This window comes from Pseudomonas sp. FW300-N1A1 (genome assembly GCF_058789115.1).
Genome location: NZ_JBYTBK010000054.1, coordinates 12,316 through 28,499, shown reverse-complemented (window position 1 = coordinate 28,499; position 16,184 = coordinate 12,316). Strand labels below are relative to the sequence as shown.

The following is a 16,184-nucleotide window of genomic DNA, read 5'->3' as shown; positions in this document are numbered from 1 at the left end:
AACCGCGTTCCTCGCGCCTTGCCCTGCACCAAGCGGGCATCCGTCGCGGCCGCCACCAAACGTCAACAGACCCTAGGAGACCGCGATGAGACCGATCCTCACGCTACGCCACTACAGCCACGACTTGATCGTCCACAGCCACGACCACGCACAACTGGTGTTCGGCCTGTCGGGCGCGCTCGACTTCGAGGTCGGCGGCCGCGGTAGCCAAGTGGTGCAACAAAGCTTCGTGGTGGTGCCGTCCGGTGCCCACCACGCCTGTGGCAGCGCCAATGGCAGCCGTTGCCTGGTGCTCGACGTGCCGAGCGATCAATGGGTATCCCACTCGCTGGGCGAGCACGCCGATGCCAGCCGACGCCTGCTCGACACCCCCGGGCGCCTGCCGCTGGACGCTGGGCAAAGCCAGTTGGTGAGCTGGCTGGCGAGCAGCCCGGTGGACGACCCGCTGATTGCCCAGCAGGGCGCCGTGTTGTTGCTTGCCAGCCTCAACAACGCCGCACCAAGCCAGATGGCCAGCAGGCGCCTGCCCTACGCCGCACTCAATGCGCACATCGACCAATACGCCGCCTACCCGCTGCAAGTCGCCGACCTGGCGCGCATTGCCGGACTGTCCAGTGCGCGGGTGCACGCACGCTTTGTCGCCGAATGCGGGCAGACGCCCATGGATTACATCCGCAGCCGCCGCCTGCACATCGCCGTGAAGCTGTTGCGCGAAACCGCATTGCCCATCGGTGAAGTCGCCTTGCGGGTTGGCTATAGCTCGCAAAGCGCTTTCGCCGCCGCCGTCACTCGCGAGTTCGGTGCCTCCCCCGGCAAACTGCGCCGAGCCGAGACAGAACGCTAGACTGGCGCTAAAAATCGCGAGTCTGGCGACAGACACCCCTGTGGCCTGCGCTTTAAAGTGGCCCCATGCCCTAATGCCAGTCAGTTAAGAGAAATAAAGCCGAACACGAAACCCGTGGCGAGGGAGCTTGCTCCCGCTGGGCTGCGCAGCAGCCCCAAAACAGGGCCGCTTTGCGCCCCAGCGGGAGCAAGCTCCCTCGCCACGTGTTCTATGTTCGGCTGGTCTTTGGCTTAACTGATCGGCATTACCCCATGCCCGTGTCTTCGTATTAAGGATTGCAATGACTCCGCGTACCGCCCTTGGCGCCCTGCATATCGGCGCACTGATGTTTGGCCTGACCGGTGTGTTCGGCCAACTCGCCGCCGCTTCCCCCGCCATCATCGTCTTCGGTCGGGCGGCCTTCGCCGTGATTGCCCTGGCCTGCTTCGCCCGTTTCGCCAGCAACACCGGCTGGCAGAAAATGCGCGCCGTGGACACCCGCCGCCTGCTGCTCAGCGGCCTGCTGCTGGCCGGGCACTGGGTGAGCTTTTTCATTGCAGTGAAGGTTGCCGGCGTGGCGATTGCGACCCTGGGGTTTGCCAGCTTCCCGGCGTTCACCGTGATCCTGGAGGGTTTGATCTTCCGCGAGCGGATCCGCGCCAACGAAATACTGCTGGTGGTCCTGGTGAGCATTGGCCTGGTGCTGGTCACCCCGGCCTTCGACCTGGCCAGCGAAGCCACCATCGGCCTGCTCTGGGCCGTGGGCTCGGGCCTGTTATTCGCCCTGCTGTCGCTGACCAACCGCGCCAGTTCGGGACGCATCCCGGCAGTACAGGCGGCGCTGTGCCAGAACGTGGTCGTGGCGCTGTGCCTGCTGCCGGTAGCGGCACCTGGCTTGAGTGAGGTGCGCGCCCTCGACTGGCTGTGGATAGGCCTGCTTGGGGTGTTCTGTACCGGCCTCGCCCACAGCCTGTTCGTGGCCAGTCTGGCAGTGATCAAGGCGCGTACGGCGGCGATGGTGTTCGCCCTGGAGCCGGTTTACGGGATCACGGTGGCGTGGCTGTTGTTCGGCGAGAACCCGACGCTGCGGATGCTGATCGGTGGTGCGCTGATCATCGTCGCCATCGTGGTCTCCAGCAGCCTGTCGGGGAGCTCAGGCAACAAACCCGTGTCCGCGCAAGCAGTGTCTCACTGAGTCCTGTCGCTGTGACCCAGATCGCGCCCGGGATCGATCTGGTCGCGCACCCGCTGCTTGAGGACCTTGGCCTCCGGGAAACCACCGTCGGCCTTGCGCTCCCAGATCTGCACGCCGTTGCAACTGATCAGGAACACGCCGCCGGTTCCCGGCACCAGGGACACTTTGCCCAAGTCGTCAGCGAAGGTGCTGAGCAGCTCCTGGGCCAGCCAGGCGGCGCGCAACAGCCATTGGCATTGCGTGCAATAGGTGATGACTACTTCCGGTTTGCTGACGGTCATGACGCGCGAAACTCCTGAGGTCGGTGGCGTCGCTATAATAACCGCCTTTACCGTTCGCCCGAGATTACCGATGCGCCGCCTGTTGTCCTGCCTGTTGCTGTGCCTGATGCCCTTGTTCGTGCTTGCCGAGCAAGCGCCACGGCCGAAAATCGGCCTGGTACTGTCGGGCGGTGCCGCGCGCGGCCTGGCCCATATTGGCGTGCTCAAGGCGCTGGAGGTGCAAGGCATCAAGATTGATGCGATCGCCGGCACCAGCATGGGGGCGGTCATTGGCGGCCTGTATGCCTCGGGTTATAAGATCGACGAGCTGGAAAAGCTGGCCCTGGGCATCGACTGGCAGCAGGCACTGTCCGACGCGCCGCCCCGCGCCGACATACCGTTTCGCCGTAAACAGGATGACCGCGACTTTCTGGTCAAGCAGCAGCTGAGCTTTCGCGATGACGGCAGCCTCGGCCTGCCGCTGGGTGTGATCCAGGGGCAGAACCTGACGCTGCTGCTCGAAAGCCTGCTGGCCCACACCAGCGATACCCGGGATTTCGACAAGCTGCCGATACCCTTCCGCGCGGTGGCGACCGATATCGCCAGCGGGGAGAAGGTGGTATTTCGCAAGGGCCATCTGCCCCAGGTGATTCGCGCCAGCATGTCGATACCGGCCGTGTTCGCCCCGGTCGAACTCGACGGTCGCCTGCTGGTGGACGGCGGCATGACCGACAATATTCCGGTGGACGTGGCCCGCGAGATGGGCGTCGACCTCGCCATCGTGGTCGACATCGGCACCCCGCTGCGCACCCGCAAGCAGATGACGTCGGTGGTCGACGTGCTGAACCAGTCGATCACCCTCATGACCCGCCGCAACTCCGAAGAACAACTGGCCACCCTGCACAAGGACGACATCCTGGTCCAGCCACCACTGGCCAGTTTTGGCGTCACCGATTTCGGCAAGGCCCGGGAGATGATCGATGCCGGCTATCGTGCCACGCGCCTCCTCGACGCACGCCTCGCTGCCCTGGGCCCCGCCACACCGGAGGATGCCGAACTGACCGCCGCCAGGGCACCCGGCCAGCGCACGCCCGTCATCAACGCCATCCGGGTTGAAAACGATTCGAAAGTCGGCGACGACGTAATCCGCTACTACATTCGGCAGAAAGTCGGCGAACCGCTGGACATCGGCCGATTGCAAACCGACATGGGCACGCTGTATGGCCTGGACTACTTCGACCTGGTGCAGTACCGCGTGGTCCACAAGGGGCAGGATCACACACTGGTGATCCGCGCACGCGGCAAGCGCACGGGCACCGACTACCTGCGCCTGGGGCTGAACCTGTCCGACGACATGAAGGGCGACAGCGCCTTCAACATTGGCGCCAGCTACCGCGTGAACGGCATCAACAGCCTCGGTGCCGAATGGCTGACCCGTGCTCAGATCGGTGACCAGCAAGAGCTGTACACCGAGTTCTACCAGCCACTGGACGTGGGTTCGCGCTACTTCGTTGCCCCTTATGCCGCCATCGAGTCGCAGAACGTGGAAGCCATCCTGGAAAACGACCCGATTGCCGAGTATCGCCTTGAGCGCTATGGCTTTGGCCTGAACCTGGGGCGGCAGATCGGCAACAGTGGTGAGATTCGCCTGGGCGTCGGCGAAGCCTGGGGCAATGCGGATGTACGCATTGGCGACCAGAGCCTGCCCAGCGAGAGCTTCAACGAAGGGTTCTATGAGCTCAAGTACTCGTTCGACTCACTGGACAACGTCTACTTCCCCCATGCCGGCGAAGACATTGGCCTGTCCTTCCGCGAGTTCGAACCCGGGCTGGGTTCCGACAGCCGTTACCGTCAGTGGGATTTCAAACTGGACAAGGCCCTGAGCTTCGGCCCGGACACCTACGTCTTTGGCGGTCGCTACGGACGCACCCTGGATACCGCCGACGTGGTCACCTCCAGCTTCGTCCTGGGCGGTGCCCGGCAACTGTCGGGCTTTCGCCAGGATTCGATTTCCGGCCAGAACGTCAGCCTGACTCGCGCCATCTACTACCGTCGCCTGACGCCGCGCGCCTACCTGCCGCTGGACTTCCCGCTGTACCTGGGCGCATCGCTGGAGCGCGGTCGGGCCTGGAACAACGACAACGAATTCGACAGTGGGTACATCAACGCGGCCAGCGTGTTCTTCGGTTTCGATACGCCCCTGGGGCCGCTGAACTTCAGTTATGGCTTCAACGATGAAGACGAACAAGCGATCTACATGAACCTTGGGCAAACGTTCTGACCCGTGGCCAGGCACAGCGCCTGACGCCTAGCGATCGGCATTGATTGCAGTGGGCCTTGCGGGATCCGGCGCACTGTCGAACGGATTGACCAGCTCCCACTGCAGGTCCATCGACAGATCGTCGTTTTTCAACGGCAACCGGTCCGTCGTATCCGGGGCAATGGGTTCTATCGACCGCTCCACCAGCGGCCTGGGCTCGATCACCGGCAGCGGTTGATGAGGGACATCAGGTTCCGGCAGGTCCGCCACCTGCCGTCGCTGATCGCGTAAAAACAACCCGAGTAACAACAGCCCGCCAAACCCCGACAAGGCGATGAGCCGCCACGGCGTCGAGTCCTTGCCGTTCTCGCTCAACGGGGCAACAGCGACGGGCAAGGGTGCGACCGCCTCGGACCGAGGCTGCCGGGCTTCGGCCAATTGCGCCTGCAGCTCGCTGAATTGCTGGTGCTGACGGGCGATTTGATCATCCCGGGTTTGCAAGCCGGCGCGTAACTCATCGATGGAGAGTTGCAACTGCTGGTTCTGCAGAACGCTGGCGGCCAGTTGTTCCTGTGTCGGATCAACCACTCCAGGCCCGTCACTGGAGGACATGACCGGGGACTGGGCCGGTACGACATCTTCGGCGGGCGAGCGCGCTACCGGGACAGGCTCGACGTCAGCCAACGGCACGATCCCCGGGGAACCCGGAGGATCAATCAGCACGGTGTACTCGCGCACCACTCGGCCTTGGGGCTGGTCGAGTTGCAGCAGAAAATTCAGGAAGGGTTCATTGACGGGCTTATTGGAGGTCACCCGAATCACGCTGCGTTCGCCGCGCAACACGGGGGTGAAGCGAAGATCGTTGAGCAGGCCCACCCGCTCGATACCCGCTCGGTTGAACTCATCGGCAGTGGCCAGGCCGACCGACAGCTCACCTTCAGCCAGTGCCTGCGCATCGAGCAGTGCAATCTCTGCCACGAGGGGCTGGTTCAACGCCGAGTGCAGGGAGATTTCGCCCAATCCCAACGCAGGTGTCGCCGTCGAGTAACACAGCGCGCCACTTGTCAGAAGCACATGCAGGTAATGCCGCCACGCGGCCGGATAACACTTGAACATGAACATCCCCTGGAAAACCGGAACCACCCCTGCGTATTCGCACTGGCTGTACGAACACGTTATTGCCAGGTAGTTCTTATAGTTTGCCCAAGGGGGTGTCTCAAACGTCTGCCGGGGGGATATGCCTCAGGATTTTTCGAGGTTGGCCAGGATGTGCCCGTGAACCCGCATGCACACCTTCAAATCCGCTTCGTCGACGCCGGCGAACAGTTCGTGGCGCAAGGCGGTGGCAATGGTTTCAATTTGTTCGATCAGCGGACAGGCCGAGGGGCAGAGGACGATTTTTTTCGCCCGACGATCTTCTGCCACCGCCTGGCGCTGCACCAGACCCTGGGTTTCCAGACTGTCGAGCAACCGTGCCAGGGTCGGGCCTTCAACCCCCACGCTTTGCGCCAATTCCCGTTGGGTGGGGGCCTGCTCGAAACGCGCCAGGTGCAACAGCACCAGCCAACGTGCCTGGGACAGGCCCAGGCCGGCGAGACGACGATCCAGTTCGGCGCGCCAGCCGCGAGACATCTGCGCCAACTGCATGCCAAAACGGTGTTGATCGGTTAACGGCATAAAGAACTCATGATTAGACTGAAATAGAAAACTAATTATTAGTCAGCTAAGCATGACCCTCGACACGAAGCAAGGGCGCCTATGTACTGAATCGTTACATCATCGAACGTGTTTGTTCACATTTCGAACTCTGACTGCAGGGCCGCCCTCACGCAGTACAACACGCCCTCAGGAACCCGCCCGGCGAACACGCCGGCGATCTCGGCCACTGGCGGCAACTCGCCCTCGCCGTCCAGGAACGCATCCTGGACTTCACCCAGCAGGTCCTCCGGCAGATCCAGCGCCTGTTCCAGCGACAGTTGCTGCTTGCCAATGGCCTCGGCGAGCATCGTGTAGACGTTCTTTTCCGAACACTGCAACTGACCGGCAATCTGCACGGGGGTCATGCCGGCACGGGCCAGGGTAATCAGTTCGTGGCGCAGGTCGGCCACCACTTTCGGTGCCTCGGCCTGGCCGCCCAGAACCTCGAGGAACGCATCGCCATAGCGCTCCAGCTTGCGCGCGCCGACACCGCTGACCCTGGCCATTTCCGCCAGGGTGCCGGGTTGACTGCGGAGCATTTCCAGCAAGGTGGAATCGGGGAAGATGACGTAAGGCGGCACACCGTGTTCTTCGGCGAGCTTGCGACGCAGGGCGCGCAAGGCCTCCCACTGCTCGCGTTCCTCCAGGCGCACCAGTTGGCTGGCCTGGCTGGTACTGCTCTTGGCGGTGGTTTGCGGCTTGAGGTCGCGGCGCAGCTCAAGGGTCACTTCGCCCTTGAGCAGCGGCCGGCAACTGTCGCTCAATCGCAGGCCGCCGTAGCCTTCCAGGTCGATGTCGGCCAAGCCACGCGCCACCAGTTGCCGGAACAGCGAGCGCCACTCACTTTCTGCCCGCGCCTTGCCGACGCCGAACACCGACAAGTGCTGATGACCGGCGTTACGCACCTTTTCGTTGTCCTTGCCCAGCAGCACTTCCACCAGATGCCCGACGCCATAGCGCTGACCGGTACGGTAGATCGTCGACAAGGCCTGACGAGCCGGTTCGGTCGCATCCCAGGTCTGCACACCGTCGACACAGTTGTCGCAGTGGCCGCAGGGCTGGGGCATGTCTTCATCGAAATAGGCCAGCAAGGTCTGACGGCGGCAACGGGTTTCTTCACACAGCGAGAGCATGGCGTCGAGCTTGTGCTGCTCCAGGCGCTTGTGACGCTCGTCGCCTTCGGAGTTTTGCAGCATCTGCTTGAGCATCAGCACGTCCTGCAGGCCGTAGGCCATCCAGGCGTCCGCCGGCAGGCCGTCACGCCCCGCCCGGCCGGTTTCCTGGTAGTACGCCTCAAGGGATTTGGGCAAGTCCAGGTGCGCGACAAATCGCACGTTGGGCTTGTCGATGCCCATGCCGAACGCCACGGTGGCCACCATGATCAGGCCTTCCTCGTTGAGGAAGCGCTTCTGGTGATGGGCCCGCAAGTCATTGGCCAAGCCGGCGTGGTACGGCAATGCCGGGTAGCCCTGCTCGCAGAGGAACGCCGCCACTTCGTCGACTTTCTTGCGCGACAGGCAATAGACGATGCCCGCATCGCTGCGGCGCTCGGAAAGAAACGCGAGCAATTGTTTGCGCGGCTGTTCCTTGGGCACGATGCGATAGAAGATATTCGGCCGGTCGAAACTCGACAGGAAGCGCTCGGCGTCCTGCAGGTGCAGGCGCGTGACGATCTCTTCGCGGGTCCGCTTGTCGGCGGTGGCGGTCAGGGCGATGCGCGGTACATGGGGAAACAGCTCGGCCAACTGGCCCAGTTGCAGGTATTCAGGGCGGAAGTCATGGCCCCATTGCGAAACGCAGTGGGCTTCGTCGATGGCGAACAGCGCAATATCAAGACTTTGCAGGAACGCCAGCATGCGCGGCTGGACCAGGCGCTCTGGCGCCAGGTAGAGCATTTTCACTTCTCCGCGCTTGATCCGCGCGGCCAGGTCACGTTGCTGTTCGGGGCTTAGGGTCGAATTCAGGGCCGCGGCGGCAACACCCAGTTCGTCCAGGGTCGCGACCTGATCGTCCATCAGCGCAATCAACGGCGAAACCACGACAGCCAGGCCTTCGCGCAGCAGTGCCGGCACCTGGAAACACAAGGATTTGCCGCCACCGGTAGGCATCAGCACCAGGGCGTCGCCGCCGCTGGCCACGCGCTCAATAATGGCACCCTGGCGGCCACGGAAACTGTCGTAGCCGAAGATGTCCTTGAGGACGCGCTGAGCCTGTTCGAGCATGAAAAACTCCAAATGGTGCTGAATATCCCTGGACACAGGCTGGATCAAAAAACCGCATTGTTCACGGACAGATCCGTAAGCGGATTTGTCCCGGGTGACAGCGGTGCCTGTAGGGCTTTGCAAAACGCGCGAGTATACCCGACCGGCCCCGGAGGCTGTTGAGGTTTGCCCCTCGTGCGACGAATGCCCGTGCAATGCAGGCAAATCCGCCACGCGGCTGGCCTGAGCGCTCAAGAACGCCTAGAATTGGTCATCGTATATTCCCAAGGTAGCCCTCCCAATGTCCTTCGCTGAGCAACTAACCCGCCTGCAAGTCTTCCTCGACGCCGACGAGCTGCATGACGAGGCGCTGGACTACGTGGCCGCCCACGGCTATCTGACCGCCCTGTCGATCTGTTCCGAAAGCGTGCCGGAGCGTGAGTGGATCGACGCCCTGTTCGCTGAAGAACCGCACTACAGCAGCGAAGCCCAGCGCGTGGAAATTGAGTCGACCCTGGTAGCGCTCAAGGCTCACATCGCCCGTCAACTGGCCGCCGATGAAGAATTCGAGCTGCCGTGCGACCTGGATCTGGGCGACGAGCCGGATGACTCCGAACTGCGCGGCTGGTGCATCGGTTTCATGGAAGGCGTGTTCCTGCGCGAAGAAGCCTGGTTCGAAACCGCCGAAGATGAAGTCAGCGAAATGCTGCTGCCGATCATGGTCGGTTCCGGCCTGTTCGATGAACAGCCGGAGTTCTCCGACATCGCGGCCGATGCCAACCTGATGGACGACATGATCGTGCAGATCCCGGAAGCGCTGACCGCGCTGTACCTGCTGTGCAACGCCCCGGACGAAAAACCGGCGATCCTCAAGCCTCGCCACCACTGAGTCCCCGCCTGTGGCTGATCCCATAGGCAACCGCTCCCTGATGCAGCGCTACGTGCTACTGGCCATAGGCTGGCTAAGCGTAGCGCTGGGAGTGATCGGCATCTTCCTGCCCGTACTGCCCACCACACCATTCCTGTTGCTGGCAGCCGCCTGCTTCGCCCGCAGCTCACCGCGTTTCTACCAATGGCTGGTCGAACACCCTCGCCTGGGCCCCTGGATTCGCGATTACCTGGATGGCAACGGCATCCCGCTCAAGGGCAAGGTGTACGCCATTGGCCTGATGTGGCTGAGCATCGGCCTGTCGTGCTTGCTCGTACCGCTGCCGTGGGCACGCGCGTTCATGCTGACCAGCGCCGTGCTGGTGACGGTGTACATCCTGCGCCAGAAGACCCTGAGCAAACCTTGAGCGCGAGCTCCCGCTGACAACAGCACCCCGCCCACTCGCCTCTCGACCGACGATCCGCCCTGCCTTTCACCAAACAGCGCCTAAACTCCAGGCATCTGCATGCGAGCAGCCTGACATGCCCCTTAGTCCGCGTAGTCCAGGAAGGTCAACGCTCCGACTGAGGCTCGGCGGATGCTTGTTGCTGACATTTTTTTTGCTGGCGGGGCTGGGCAGCGTCCGGGCGAACTGGAATTTCGGGCAAATCCTGCAAACGGCAGAAAAACGCTACGGCACGCTGGGCCCGGCAAAGGGACGGATCGAGGCGTGGAACCAGATGCTGCAAAGTGAATCAGCGGATCCCGAGCGTGAGCAACTGAACGCGGTCAATCGCTTCTTCAACCAGCAATTGAGTTTTCAGGACGACACCCGTGTGTGGCGTCAGACCGATTACTGGGCGACCCCTGTCGAATCGTTGGTCAAGGGCGCCGGTGACTGTGAAGACTACGCCCTGGCCAAGTACTTCAGCCTGCGCCAACTCGGTGTTCCCAGCGAAAAACTGCGCATTACCTACGTCAAGGCATTGACCCAGAATCAGGCACACATGGTGCTGACCTATTACGCCAGCCCCACGGCCGATCCACTGGTACTGGACAACCTGATCGGTGAAATCCGCCCCGCCTCCCAACGCAAAGACCTGCTGCCGGTGTACGCCTTCAACGCCGAAGGCTTGTACATGCCGGGTGCCAACGGCGGCAAACGCAGCGGCGACTCGAAAAGACTGTCGCGCTGGCAGGATGTGCTGCAAAAGATGCAGGTCGAAGGGTTCGCCGTGGGTGATGGCTGACACCGCAGATCAACAAGGAGCGCCGCATGTCGCTACTCAAACAGTTGTTCCTGGCCATCTGCCTGTTTCTGCTGGTGGCCTTCAGTGGCAGTTTTTTTGTCGGCCTGGAAAGCTCGCGCGAGCAAATGCTCGGCCAATTGCGCTCCCACGCCCAGGATGCCGCCACCGCGTTGGGGTTGTCGCTGACCACACAGATCGACGACCCGGCGATGATTGAACTGATGGTCAGTTCAATCTACGACAGCGGCTATTTCTCCAGCATCCGCGTGGTCAACATCGAAGATGAAAAGATCATGGTGGAGCGCACCGCCACTGCCGCGTCCGGAGGCATACCGGGCTGGTTCGTCAAGCTGGTCGACCTGCGCCCCCAGGGCGGCGATGCGCTGATCATGCGCGGCTGGGAGCAGGCCGCACGGGTCGAAGTGCTGAGCAATCCGCAGTTTGCCCTGGCCAAACTGTGGGACAGCACCCTGGGCAGCCTGATCTGGTTACTGCTGTGCGGCTTGCTCAGTGCCGTGTTTGGTGGCTGGCTGCTGCGCCGACAATTGCGTCCGCTGGACACCATGGTCAAGCAGGCCGAAGCCATCAGCCATCGGGAGTTTCTCAGTTCCCCCAAACTGCCGAACACCCCGGAACTCAAGCGGGTGATGCTGGCGATGAACCAGATGGTCGAAAAGCTCAAGGGGTTGTTCGCCGAAGAGGCCGCTCGCAGCGAGAAACTGCGCGCCGAATCCTATCAGGACAGCCTGACGGGGCTGGCCAACCGGCGCCTGCTCGACGAGCAACTGGCCGATCAACTGCTGGTCTCCGAACAAAGCCGTACCGGGCATTTACTGATGCTGCGGGTCAACGACCTGACCGGCCTGAACCAGCGACTGGGCGGCCAGCGCACCGATGCGCTGATCAGCGCCATTGGCCAGTTGCTCAAACGCCTGGCTCAACAACCCGAACGACACACCTGGCTGGCCGCGCGCAACCGTGGCGGAGAGTTCAGCCTGCTGACACCGGGCCTGGACACCCAGGACGCGGCGCGCCTGGCCAGCGAGATCAGCGCCACCCTGGAGAACCTGCGCCTGACGGGAGCCAGCGACTGCACCCCCGTCGCTCACCTGGGGATCGTCGCCTACGCGCCGGGCGAGACATCCGGCGATGTATGGCTGCGTCTCGATCAAGCCTTGACCCAGGCACAGCGACAACCGGAACGGCCATGGGTGTACCTGGCCCGGTCCGACAATGCGCCGAACCAGACCCAGCATGACTGGCGCACCTGGATCGACGACGCCCTGACCCATGGCAAGATGCAGCTGTACTTCCAGCCGGTGGTGCAATGCGCTGACACCCGGCAACTGTTGCATCACAAGGTATTGGCACGCCTGCTCGACCCGCAGGGCGAAGCCATCGCCGCCGGGCACTTCCTGCCCTGGATCGAACGCCTCGGCTGGACCGCGCGGTTTGACCTGGCCATGCTCGAAAACACCCTGGAGTACCTCGCCGAACACCGCCAGCCGCTGGCCCTGAGCCTGTCCGGCAGTACCCTGAGCGATGCCACGCAACTGCGTATCCTGCTCGACACGCTCGAGGCCCTGCCAGACCTTGCGCCGTTGCTGACCCTGGAAATCGACGAGCGCCAGTTACCACCGCCTGAAGCACTGCGCCAGTTGAGCCAAAGCCTGCGCGAAACCGGCTACCACATCGGCCTGCAACACTTCGGCGGCAGCTTCAACCAGATCGGCAACCTCACCCAGCTGGGCCTGGCCTACCTGAAAATCGACGGCAGCTACATCCGCGCCATCGATCAGCAAAGCGATAAACGCCTGTTCATCGAAGCGATTTTCCGCGCTACCAACAGCATCGACTTGCCACTGATCGCGGAAATGGTCGAGACCCACGGCGAGCTGGAAGCGCTCAGGGGATTAGGGCTGTTCGGGGCGATGGGCCGGTTGATCGGACCGCCGCAGCCGATGTGATATCCACCAGCACTTGTGGGAGCGTGCCTGTCTGCGATCAGGATGTCGCCAGCCCCGCATTGCCAAAGGCCCTCCCCTTGGCCCAGACGACAAAAAGCCCGCCATTCCTTTACACAAGGAGTGACGGGTTTTGTCGTTTCAGGTCAGACGGTATCCACCTTCAGCGAATGGTCGTTGAGCATGCCGTTGATAATCGTGGCGGTGTCGTGCCCACCGGCAACGACCCCGCCCGCCCCTGGCGTGACGCCGTAGTGATCGGCCAGGTTGACGCCTGCAAGATCGATGGTCTGGGTCGGCGCGGCACCGGCCGAGGCACTGACGTCGATGCTGGTGACCAGTGAGGCGCCGCTGCCGGTGACGGTGAAGTGCAGGTAGTCATCCAGCGAGGCCGTGGTAGCGTTTTCGCCCTGCAGCAGCTGCGACAGGTCGAGTTTGTCGGTACCCGGCGTGAAGTCGGTGACCAGGTCATGCCCGCTGTTACCTTGCGACCACTGGAAGGTGTCGGCGCCCTGACCACCGCTCAGGGTGTTGTTGCCCAATCCACCGATCAACAAATCATCACCGTCACCGCCATTGAGCACGTCGTGACCCAAGCCACCGGTGATGACGTTGGCGTTGCCATTGCCGGTCAGGGTGTCGTTGAAATTGGAGCCGGTCAGATTCTCGATAGCGCTCAGGGTATCGGAGCCCGCGCCACCGGTGCCCTGTGCGCCCAACAGCCCCAGGTTGACGGTCACCGCCGATGTGGCATGGGCGTAGCTGGCGGTGTCGGTGCCTGTGCCACCGTCGAGCAGGTCGGTGCCGGTACCACTGAACAACAGGTCATTGCCCGCGCCGCCGTGCAACTCGTTGTTGCCGTTGCCCGCCGTGAGCACGTCATTGCCGTCGCCGGCATTGAGCATGTTGTTGCCCGCACCGGCCACCAGCACGTCGTCCCCCGAGGTCCCGGTGAGGGTATTGCCTTCCTGATAACTGATGGTGACGTTGGCCGTGTCACTGCCGCCATGGTTATCGTTGGTGGTGTAGGTGCCGTGGTAGTCCGCTGTCACGTCATGGGCGCCGGCATAGTTGACCGTCATGGTCAGTTGGTAGTCTTCCGAGTTGTTCGCACCGCCACCACTAGGGTTGGTGACGTTGATCACGCGGATCTGGTAGGTACCGTCCGCCGCTGCGGCGAGGGTATCGCCATCGGCAATCGCCACGAACGGGGCACCGTTGAGCGAGTACGCCATGGTGATGCGCCCGGCCGCCAGGTCGTGGTTCAGGTTGAGGGTTTCACCCTGCTTCAGATTGACGGTGATCAAGTCTTCATCGTTGGCATTGTTAGCGGAAACTCCCCCCAGATAACCGCTGATCACCAGCAGCGCGGTCATGGTGGCCGCGTCTCCGGCAAAGGAGGTGCGCACGTTCGCCAGGTTCTGGTTGGCGGCATTATTGTTGTTGGTGCCGGTGAAGTTGATGGCCCCGGTGCCGGTAAAGTCAGCGCCCTTGGCTATCCAGCCGGTGTTGAAGGTCGTTGGTGTAGCCGTCAGCAGATCGCCATTGGCATCGCTGTCGTTCGCCAGCAACAACTCGCCCGGTACCACGATGCTGCTCGACAACACGTTGGTAATGATGTGGTCATCCCCCGCCACTGGCGCCAAGTTCGGCATGACATTGATCGTCAGCGTGGCAGTGGCCAGGTCGCCATCGTTGTCACTGACCGTGAAGCCGATACTCTCGGTGACCTGCACCGACGTGGTCTTCTGCGAGGTGTAGGTGTAATCACCCGTGTCGAGGTTGATCACCAGGGTACCGCCCTTGGTCGTGGCGATGCTGATGCTGTTGTCGACCGTGTTGAAGGTCCCGCGGTTGGTACCGCTGAAGGTCAGCGAACCGGCGTTGGTATTGCCTTGGGGGTCGTAGGTGTAGGTCGTCCCATCGATCACGATGGATTTGATAAAGCCGCCATCGGCGCCGAAGGTACCGCCCTCGCCCAGCAATGTGCCGGTGACCGGCGCGCCGACCACCGTGCCCGAAAGCACCGAATTGAGCTGCGCCAGGTCGGTCACGACCACTGCATTGGTGTCGGTGTGGACAGCACCGTTGTACGACAATGGATTGAGGTTGGCGTTGCTCACCCCAGCGCCCAGGCCGATGGCGTAGTTGTTGATGTCATTGGCGTCGAGGAACGCCTTGAGCGCCGTCTCGTCGGCCGTGCCGATTTCCTGTCCCAATGTCGGAGCACCGTCGGAGAAGAAATAGCCGACATTCTGCGCACCGGTGAGCTTTCCGGCTTTGTTGAACGCGGTTTGCATCATTGCCACCGCCGCATCGTAGTTGGTCCCCCCGCCAGCTGAGAGGCCGGCAACGATGAGTTTGGCCGTGGCGACATCGACCCAGACCGTCGAGGTGTTGTTGGTGGCGCTGCTGCTGAAGGTGACGATCTGCACTTTGACATCACCCAAGTCGTCGTACTTGTCGAGCAACGCACTGATGGCCGCTTTAGCCAGGTCCAACCGGGTTCCACCTCCCGGGACACCGGATGACTGATCCATGCTGCCGGACACGTCGATCACCAGCAGCAGATTGGAGTCGATCTCCACCGCTGGCACCGAGCGCTCGGCAGCCACGGCTTTGGGCACGTCATCGACGATGTTCACCAGGATGGTACTGGTGGTGGAATTGCCCAAGGCATCGGTCGCCTTGTAGGTGAAGCTGTCTGTCAGGGTGTTGGGTCCGTCATTGGCGTTGGGTGAGGTTTTCGGTGCCGAGGTCAGGGTGTAGGTGTAGGTGCCGTTCGGGTTGAGCGCGATTTGCCCATAGCTGCCGGTGGCGCTGCTTACCAGCGTATAGGTGAGCGCGCCACTGCTACCGCTGACCGAGCCCACCAGCGTGCCGGTGGAGGTCTCCCCCGTATTGCCCGGATCACTGCCGGTGACGGTACCGGCGGCCAGGTCCTGGCCGTCCTGGGTCAGGTCAAGGGCTTTTTCGTAGACCGTGATATCGGTATCAACGACCGCTGTCAGACCGTTGTCGGAGACATGGATGGTGATGGTGGTGGTGCTTTCATCGCCGTCGGCATCACGGATGGTGTAGACGAATGTGTCGGTGGCGCCCGGTGGGGTCACCGAGTCCGGATGACTGTGGTACACCGCGTTGCCCGCGGCGTCCAGGGTCAGGTAACCGTGGGTGCCGCCGATGTTGGTGCCCAGGCCACCGCTGGCCGGAGTCGCGGTATTGCTGCCAGCCCTCACGCCCACCACGGTCGCACCGTCGGCGCCATTGATGTCGTTACCCAGTACCGCGAGATTGAGCGTTGTGCCTTCGATCACGGAGCCGCTGTCGGGTTTGGCAACTGGCACGTCGTCGACGATGTTCACGTCCAGTGAGTCGGTCGCGGTGGTGCCGTTGCTGTCGGTGACCGTGACGCTGAAGGACTCGCTGAGGCTGTTGGTGCCGCTCGCGGTCGGGTGGTTTTCGTTGTCGTTGAGGGTGTAGCTGTAGCTCACCAGCCCGCTCGCCGAGTCGTAGCCGGTGATGGTCAGGGTGTTGCCCAGGCCGGTGGTGAAGGTTTGCGGGAAGCCGGCGGTCACACCATTGGTGACCACGTTGATCCCACCGACGCTCAGGCTCTGTACACCGTCCAGTGCCGTGACGGTGAAGGTGCCACTCTGGGTCAG

General features: G+C 62.6%; 12 protein-coding genes. 7 read left to right on the top strand and 5 right to left on the bottom strand.

Annotation, left to right across the window (positions count from 1 at the left end):
• The first annotated feature begins 85 nt into the window (after window positions 1–85).
• Together AC3WQN_RS23695 and AC3WQN_RS23690 are read left to right on the top strand one after the other, a co-directional pair.
• Window positions 86–844, top strand: a complete 759-nt coding sequence (locus tag AC3WQN_RS23695) for a helix-turn-helix transcriptional regulator (RefSeq protein WP_103402172.1) — start codon at window positions 86–88, stop codon at window positions 842–844.
• A gap of 280 nt (window positions 845–1,124) precedes the next feature.
• Window positions 1,125–2,018, top strand: a complete 894-nt coding sequence (locus AC3WQN_RS23690; protein ID WP_103402173.1) for a DMT family transporter — start codon at window positions 1,125–1,127, stop codon at window positions 2,016–2,018.
• Here the strand turns inward: AC3WQN_RS23690 and AC3WQN_RS23685 are convergent.
• Window positions 2,012–2,299 carry an Rdx family protein gene (locus AC3WQN_RS23685; protein WP_103402174.1) on the bottom strand — a complete coding sequence of 96 codons (288 nt, stop codon included), beginning with the start codon at window positions 2,297–2,299 and terminating at the stop codon, window positions 2,012–2,014. The genes AC3WQN_RS23690 and AC3WQN_RS23685 overlap by 7 nt on opposite strands.
• Window positions 2,300–2,369: 70 nt before the next feature.
• Here AC3WQN_RS23685 and AC3WQN_RS23680 point away from each other — a divergent pair, with 70 nt between their 5' ends.
• Window positions 2,370–4,559, top strand: coding sequence for a patatin-like phospholipase family protein (locus AC3WQN_RS23680; RefSeq protein ID WP_103402175.1), 2,190 nt, complete (start codon window positions 2,370–2,372; stop codon window positions 4,557–4,559).
• 27 nt (window positions 4,560–4,586) lie between these two features.
• On the opposite strand, the gene AC3WQN_RS23675 is transcribed toward AC3WQN_RS23680, so the two are convergent.
• The 3 genes from AC3WQN_RS23675 to recQ all read right to left on the bottom strand — a co-directional run bounded on the left by AC3WQN_RS23675 (window position 4,587) and on the right by recQ (window position 8,458).
• The gene (locus tag AC3WQN_RS23675) at window positions 4,587–5,654 is read right to left on the bottom strand and encodes a type IV pilus assembly protein FimV (RefSeq protein WP_103402176.1); all 1,068 of its coding nucleotides are present in this window, start codon (window positions 5,652–5,654) and stop codon (window positions 4,587–4,589) included.
• 126 nt (window positions 5,655–5,780) lie between these two features.
• Window positions 5,781–6,215, bottom strand: coding sequence for a MarR family transcriptional regulator (locus AC3WQN_RS23670; protein ID WP_103402177.1), 435 nt, complete (start codon window positions 6,213–6,215; stop codon window positions 5,781–5,783).
• Window positions 6,216–6,331: 116 nt separating this feature from the next.
• Entirely contained in the window at window positions 6,332–8,458 is a 2,127-nt protein-coding gene (gene recQ, locus AC3WQN_RS23665) for a DNA helicase RecQ (RefSeq protein WP_103402178.1), read from the bottom strand.
• Between the two features lie 280 nt (window positions 8,459–8,738).
• Here recQ and AC3WQN_RS23660 point away from each other — a divergent pair, with 280 nt between their 5' ends.
• The 4 genes from AC3WQN_RS23660 to lapD all read left to right on the top strand — a co-directional run bounded on the left by AC3WQN_RS23660 (window position 8,739) and on the right by lapD (window position 12,522).
• Window positions 8,739–9,326, top strand: a complete 588-nt coding sequence (locus tag AC3WQN_RS23660; protein WP_095080204.1) for a UPF0149 family protein — start codon at window positions 8,739–8,741, stop codon at window positions 9,324–9,326.
• Between the two features lie 40 nt (window positions 9,327–9,366).
• Window positions 9,367–9,732: a YbaN family protein gene (locus tag AC3WQN_RS23655; protein ID WP_176465329.1), complete on the top strand. Its 366-nt coding sequence runs from the start codon at window positions 9,367–9,369 to the stop codon at window positions 9,730–9,732.
• 115 nt (window positions 9,733–9,847) lie between these two features.
• Window positions 9,848–10,555, top strand: coding sequence for a cysteine protease LapG (gene lapG / locus AC3WQN_RS23650; RefSeq protein WP_103402179.1), 708 nt, complete (start codon window positions 9,848–9,850; stop codon window positions 10,553–10,555).
• A 26-nt stretch (window positions 10,556–10,581) separates the two neighbouring features.
• Window positions 10,582–12,522, top strand: a complete 1,941-nt coding sequence (gene lapD / locus AC3WQN_RS23645) for a cyclic di-GMP receptor LapD (RefSeq protein ID WP_103402180.1) — start codon at window positions 10,582–10,584, stop codon at window positions 12,520–12,522.
• A 143-nt stretch (window positions 12,523–12,665) separates the two neighbouring features.
• Here lapD and AC3WQN_RS23640 read toward each other — a convergent pair.
• Window positions 12,666–16,184 (bottom strand): beta strand repeat-containing protein (locus tag AC3WQN_RS23640; protein WP_146038400.1); only part of this gene is annotated, 3,519 nt, incomplete at its 5' end.

What these genes read in the sequence shown, in the direction of transcription:
- AC3WQN_RS23695 (WP_103402172.1), top strand. Translation starts at nt 86, where the DNA reads ATGAGACCGATCCTCACGCTACGCCACTACAGCCACGACTTGATCGTC.
- AC3WQN_RS23690 (WP_103402173.1), top strand. Translation starts at nt 1,125, where the DNA reads ATGACTCCGCGTACCGCCCTTGGCGCCCTGCATATCGGCGCACTGATG.
- AC3WQN_RS23685 (WP_103402174.1), bottom strand. Translation starts at nt 2,299, where the DNA reads ATGACCGTCAGCAAACCGGAAGTAGTCATCACCTATTGCACGCAATGC.
- AC3WQN_RS23680 (WP_103402175.1), top strand. Translation starts at nt 2,370, where the DNA reads ATGCGCCGCCTGTTGTCCTGCCTGTTGCTGTGCCTGATGCCCTTGTTC.
- AC3WQN_RS23675 (WP_103402176.1), bottom strand. Translation starts at nt 5,654, where the DNA reads ATGTTCAAGTGTTATCCGGCCGCGTGGCGGCATTACCTGCATGTGCTT.
- AC3WQN_RS23670 (WP_103402177.1), bottom strand. Translation starts at nt 6,215, where the DNA reads ATGCCGTTAACCGATCAACACCGTTTTGGCATGCAGTTGGCGCAGATG.
- recQ (WP_103402178.1), bottom strand. Translation starts at nt 8,458, where the DNA reads ATGCTCGAACAGGCTCAGCGCGTCCTCAAGGACATCTTCGGCTACGAC.
- AC3WQN_RS23660 (WP_095080204.1), top strand. Translation starts at nt 8,739, where the DNA reads ATGTCCTTCGCTGAGCAACTAACCCGCCTGCAAGTCTTCCTCGACGCC.
- AC3WQN_RS23655 (WP_176465329.1), top strand. Translation starts at nt 9,367, where the DNA reads ATGCAGCGCTACGTGCTACTGGCCATAGGCTGGCTAAGCGTAGCGCTG.
- lapG (WP_103402179.1), top strand. Translation starts at nt 9,848, where the DNA reads ATGCCCCTTAGTCCGCGTAGTCCAGGAAGGTCAACGCTCCGACTGAGG.
- lapD (WP_103402180.1), top strand. Translation starts at nt 10,582, where the DNA reads ATGTCGCTACTCAAACAGTTGTTCCTGGCCATCTGCCTGTTTCTGCTG.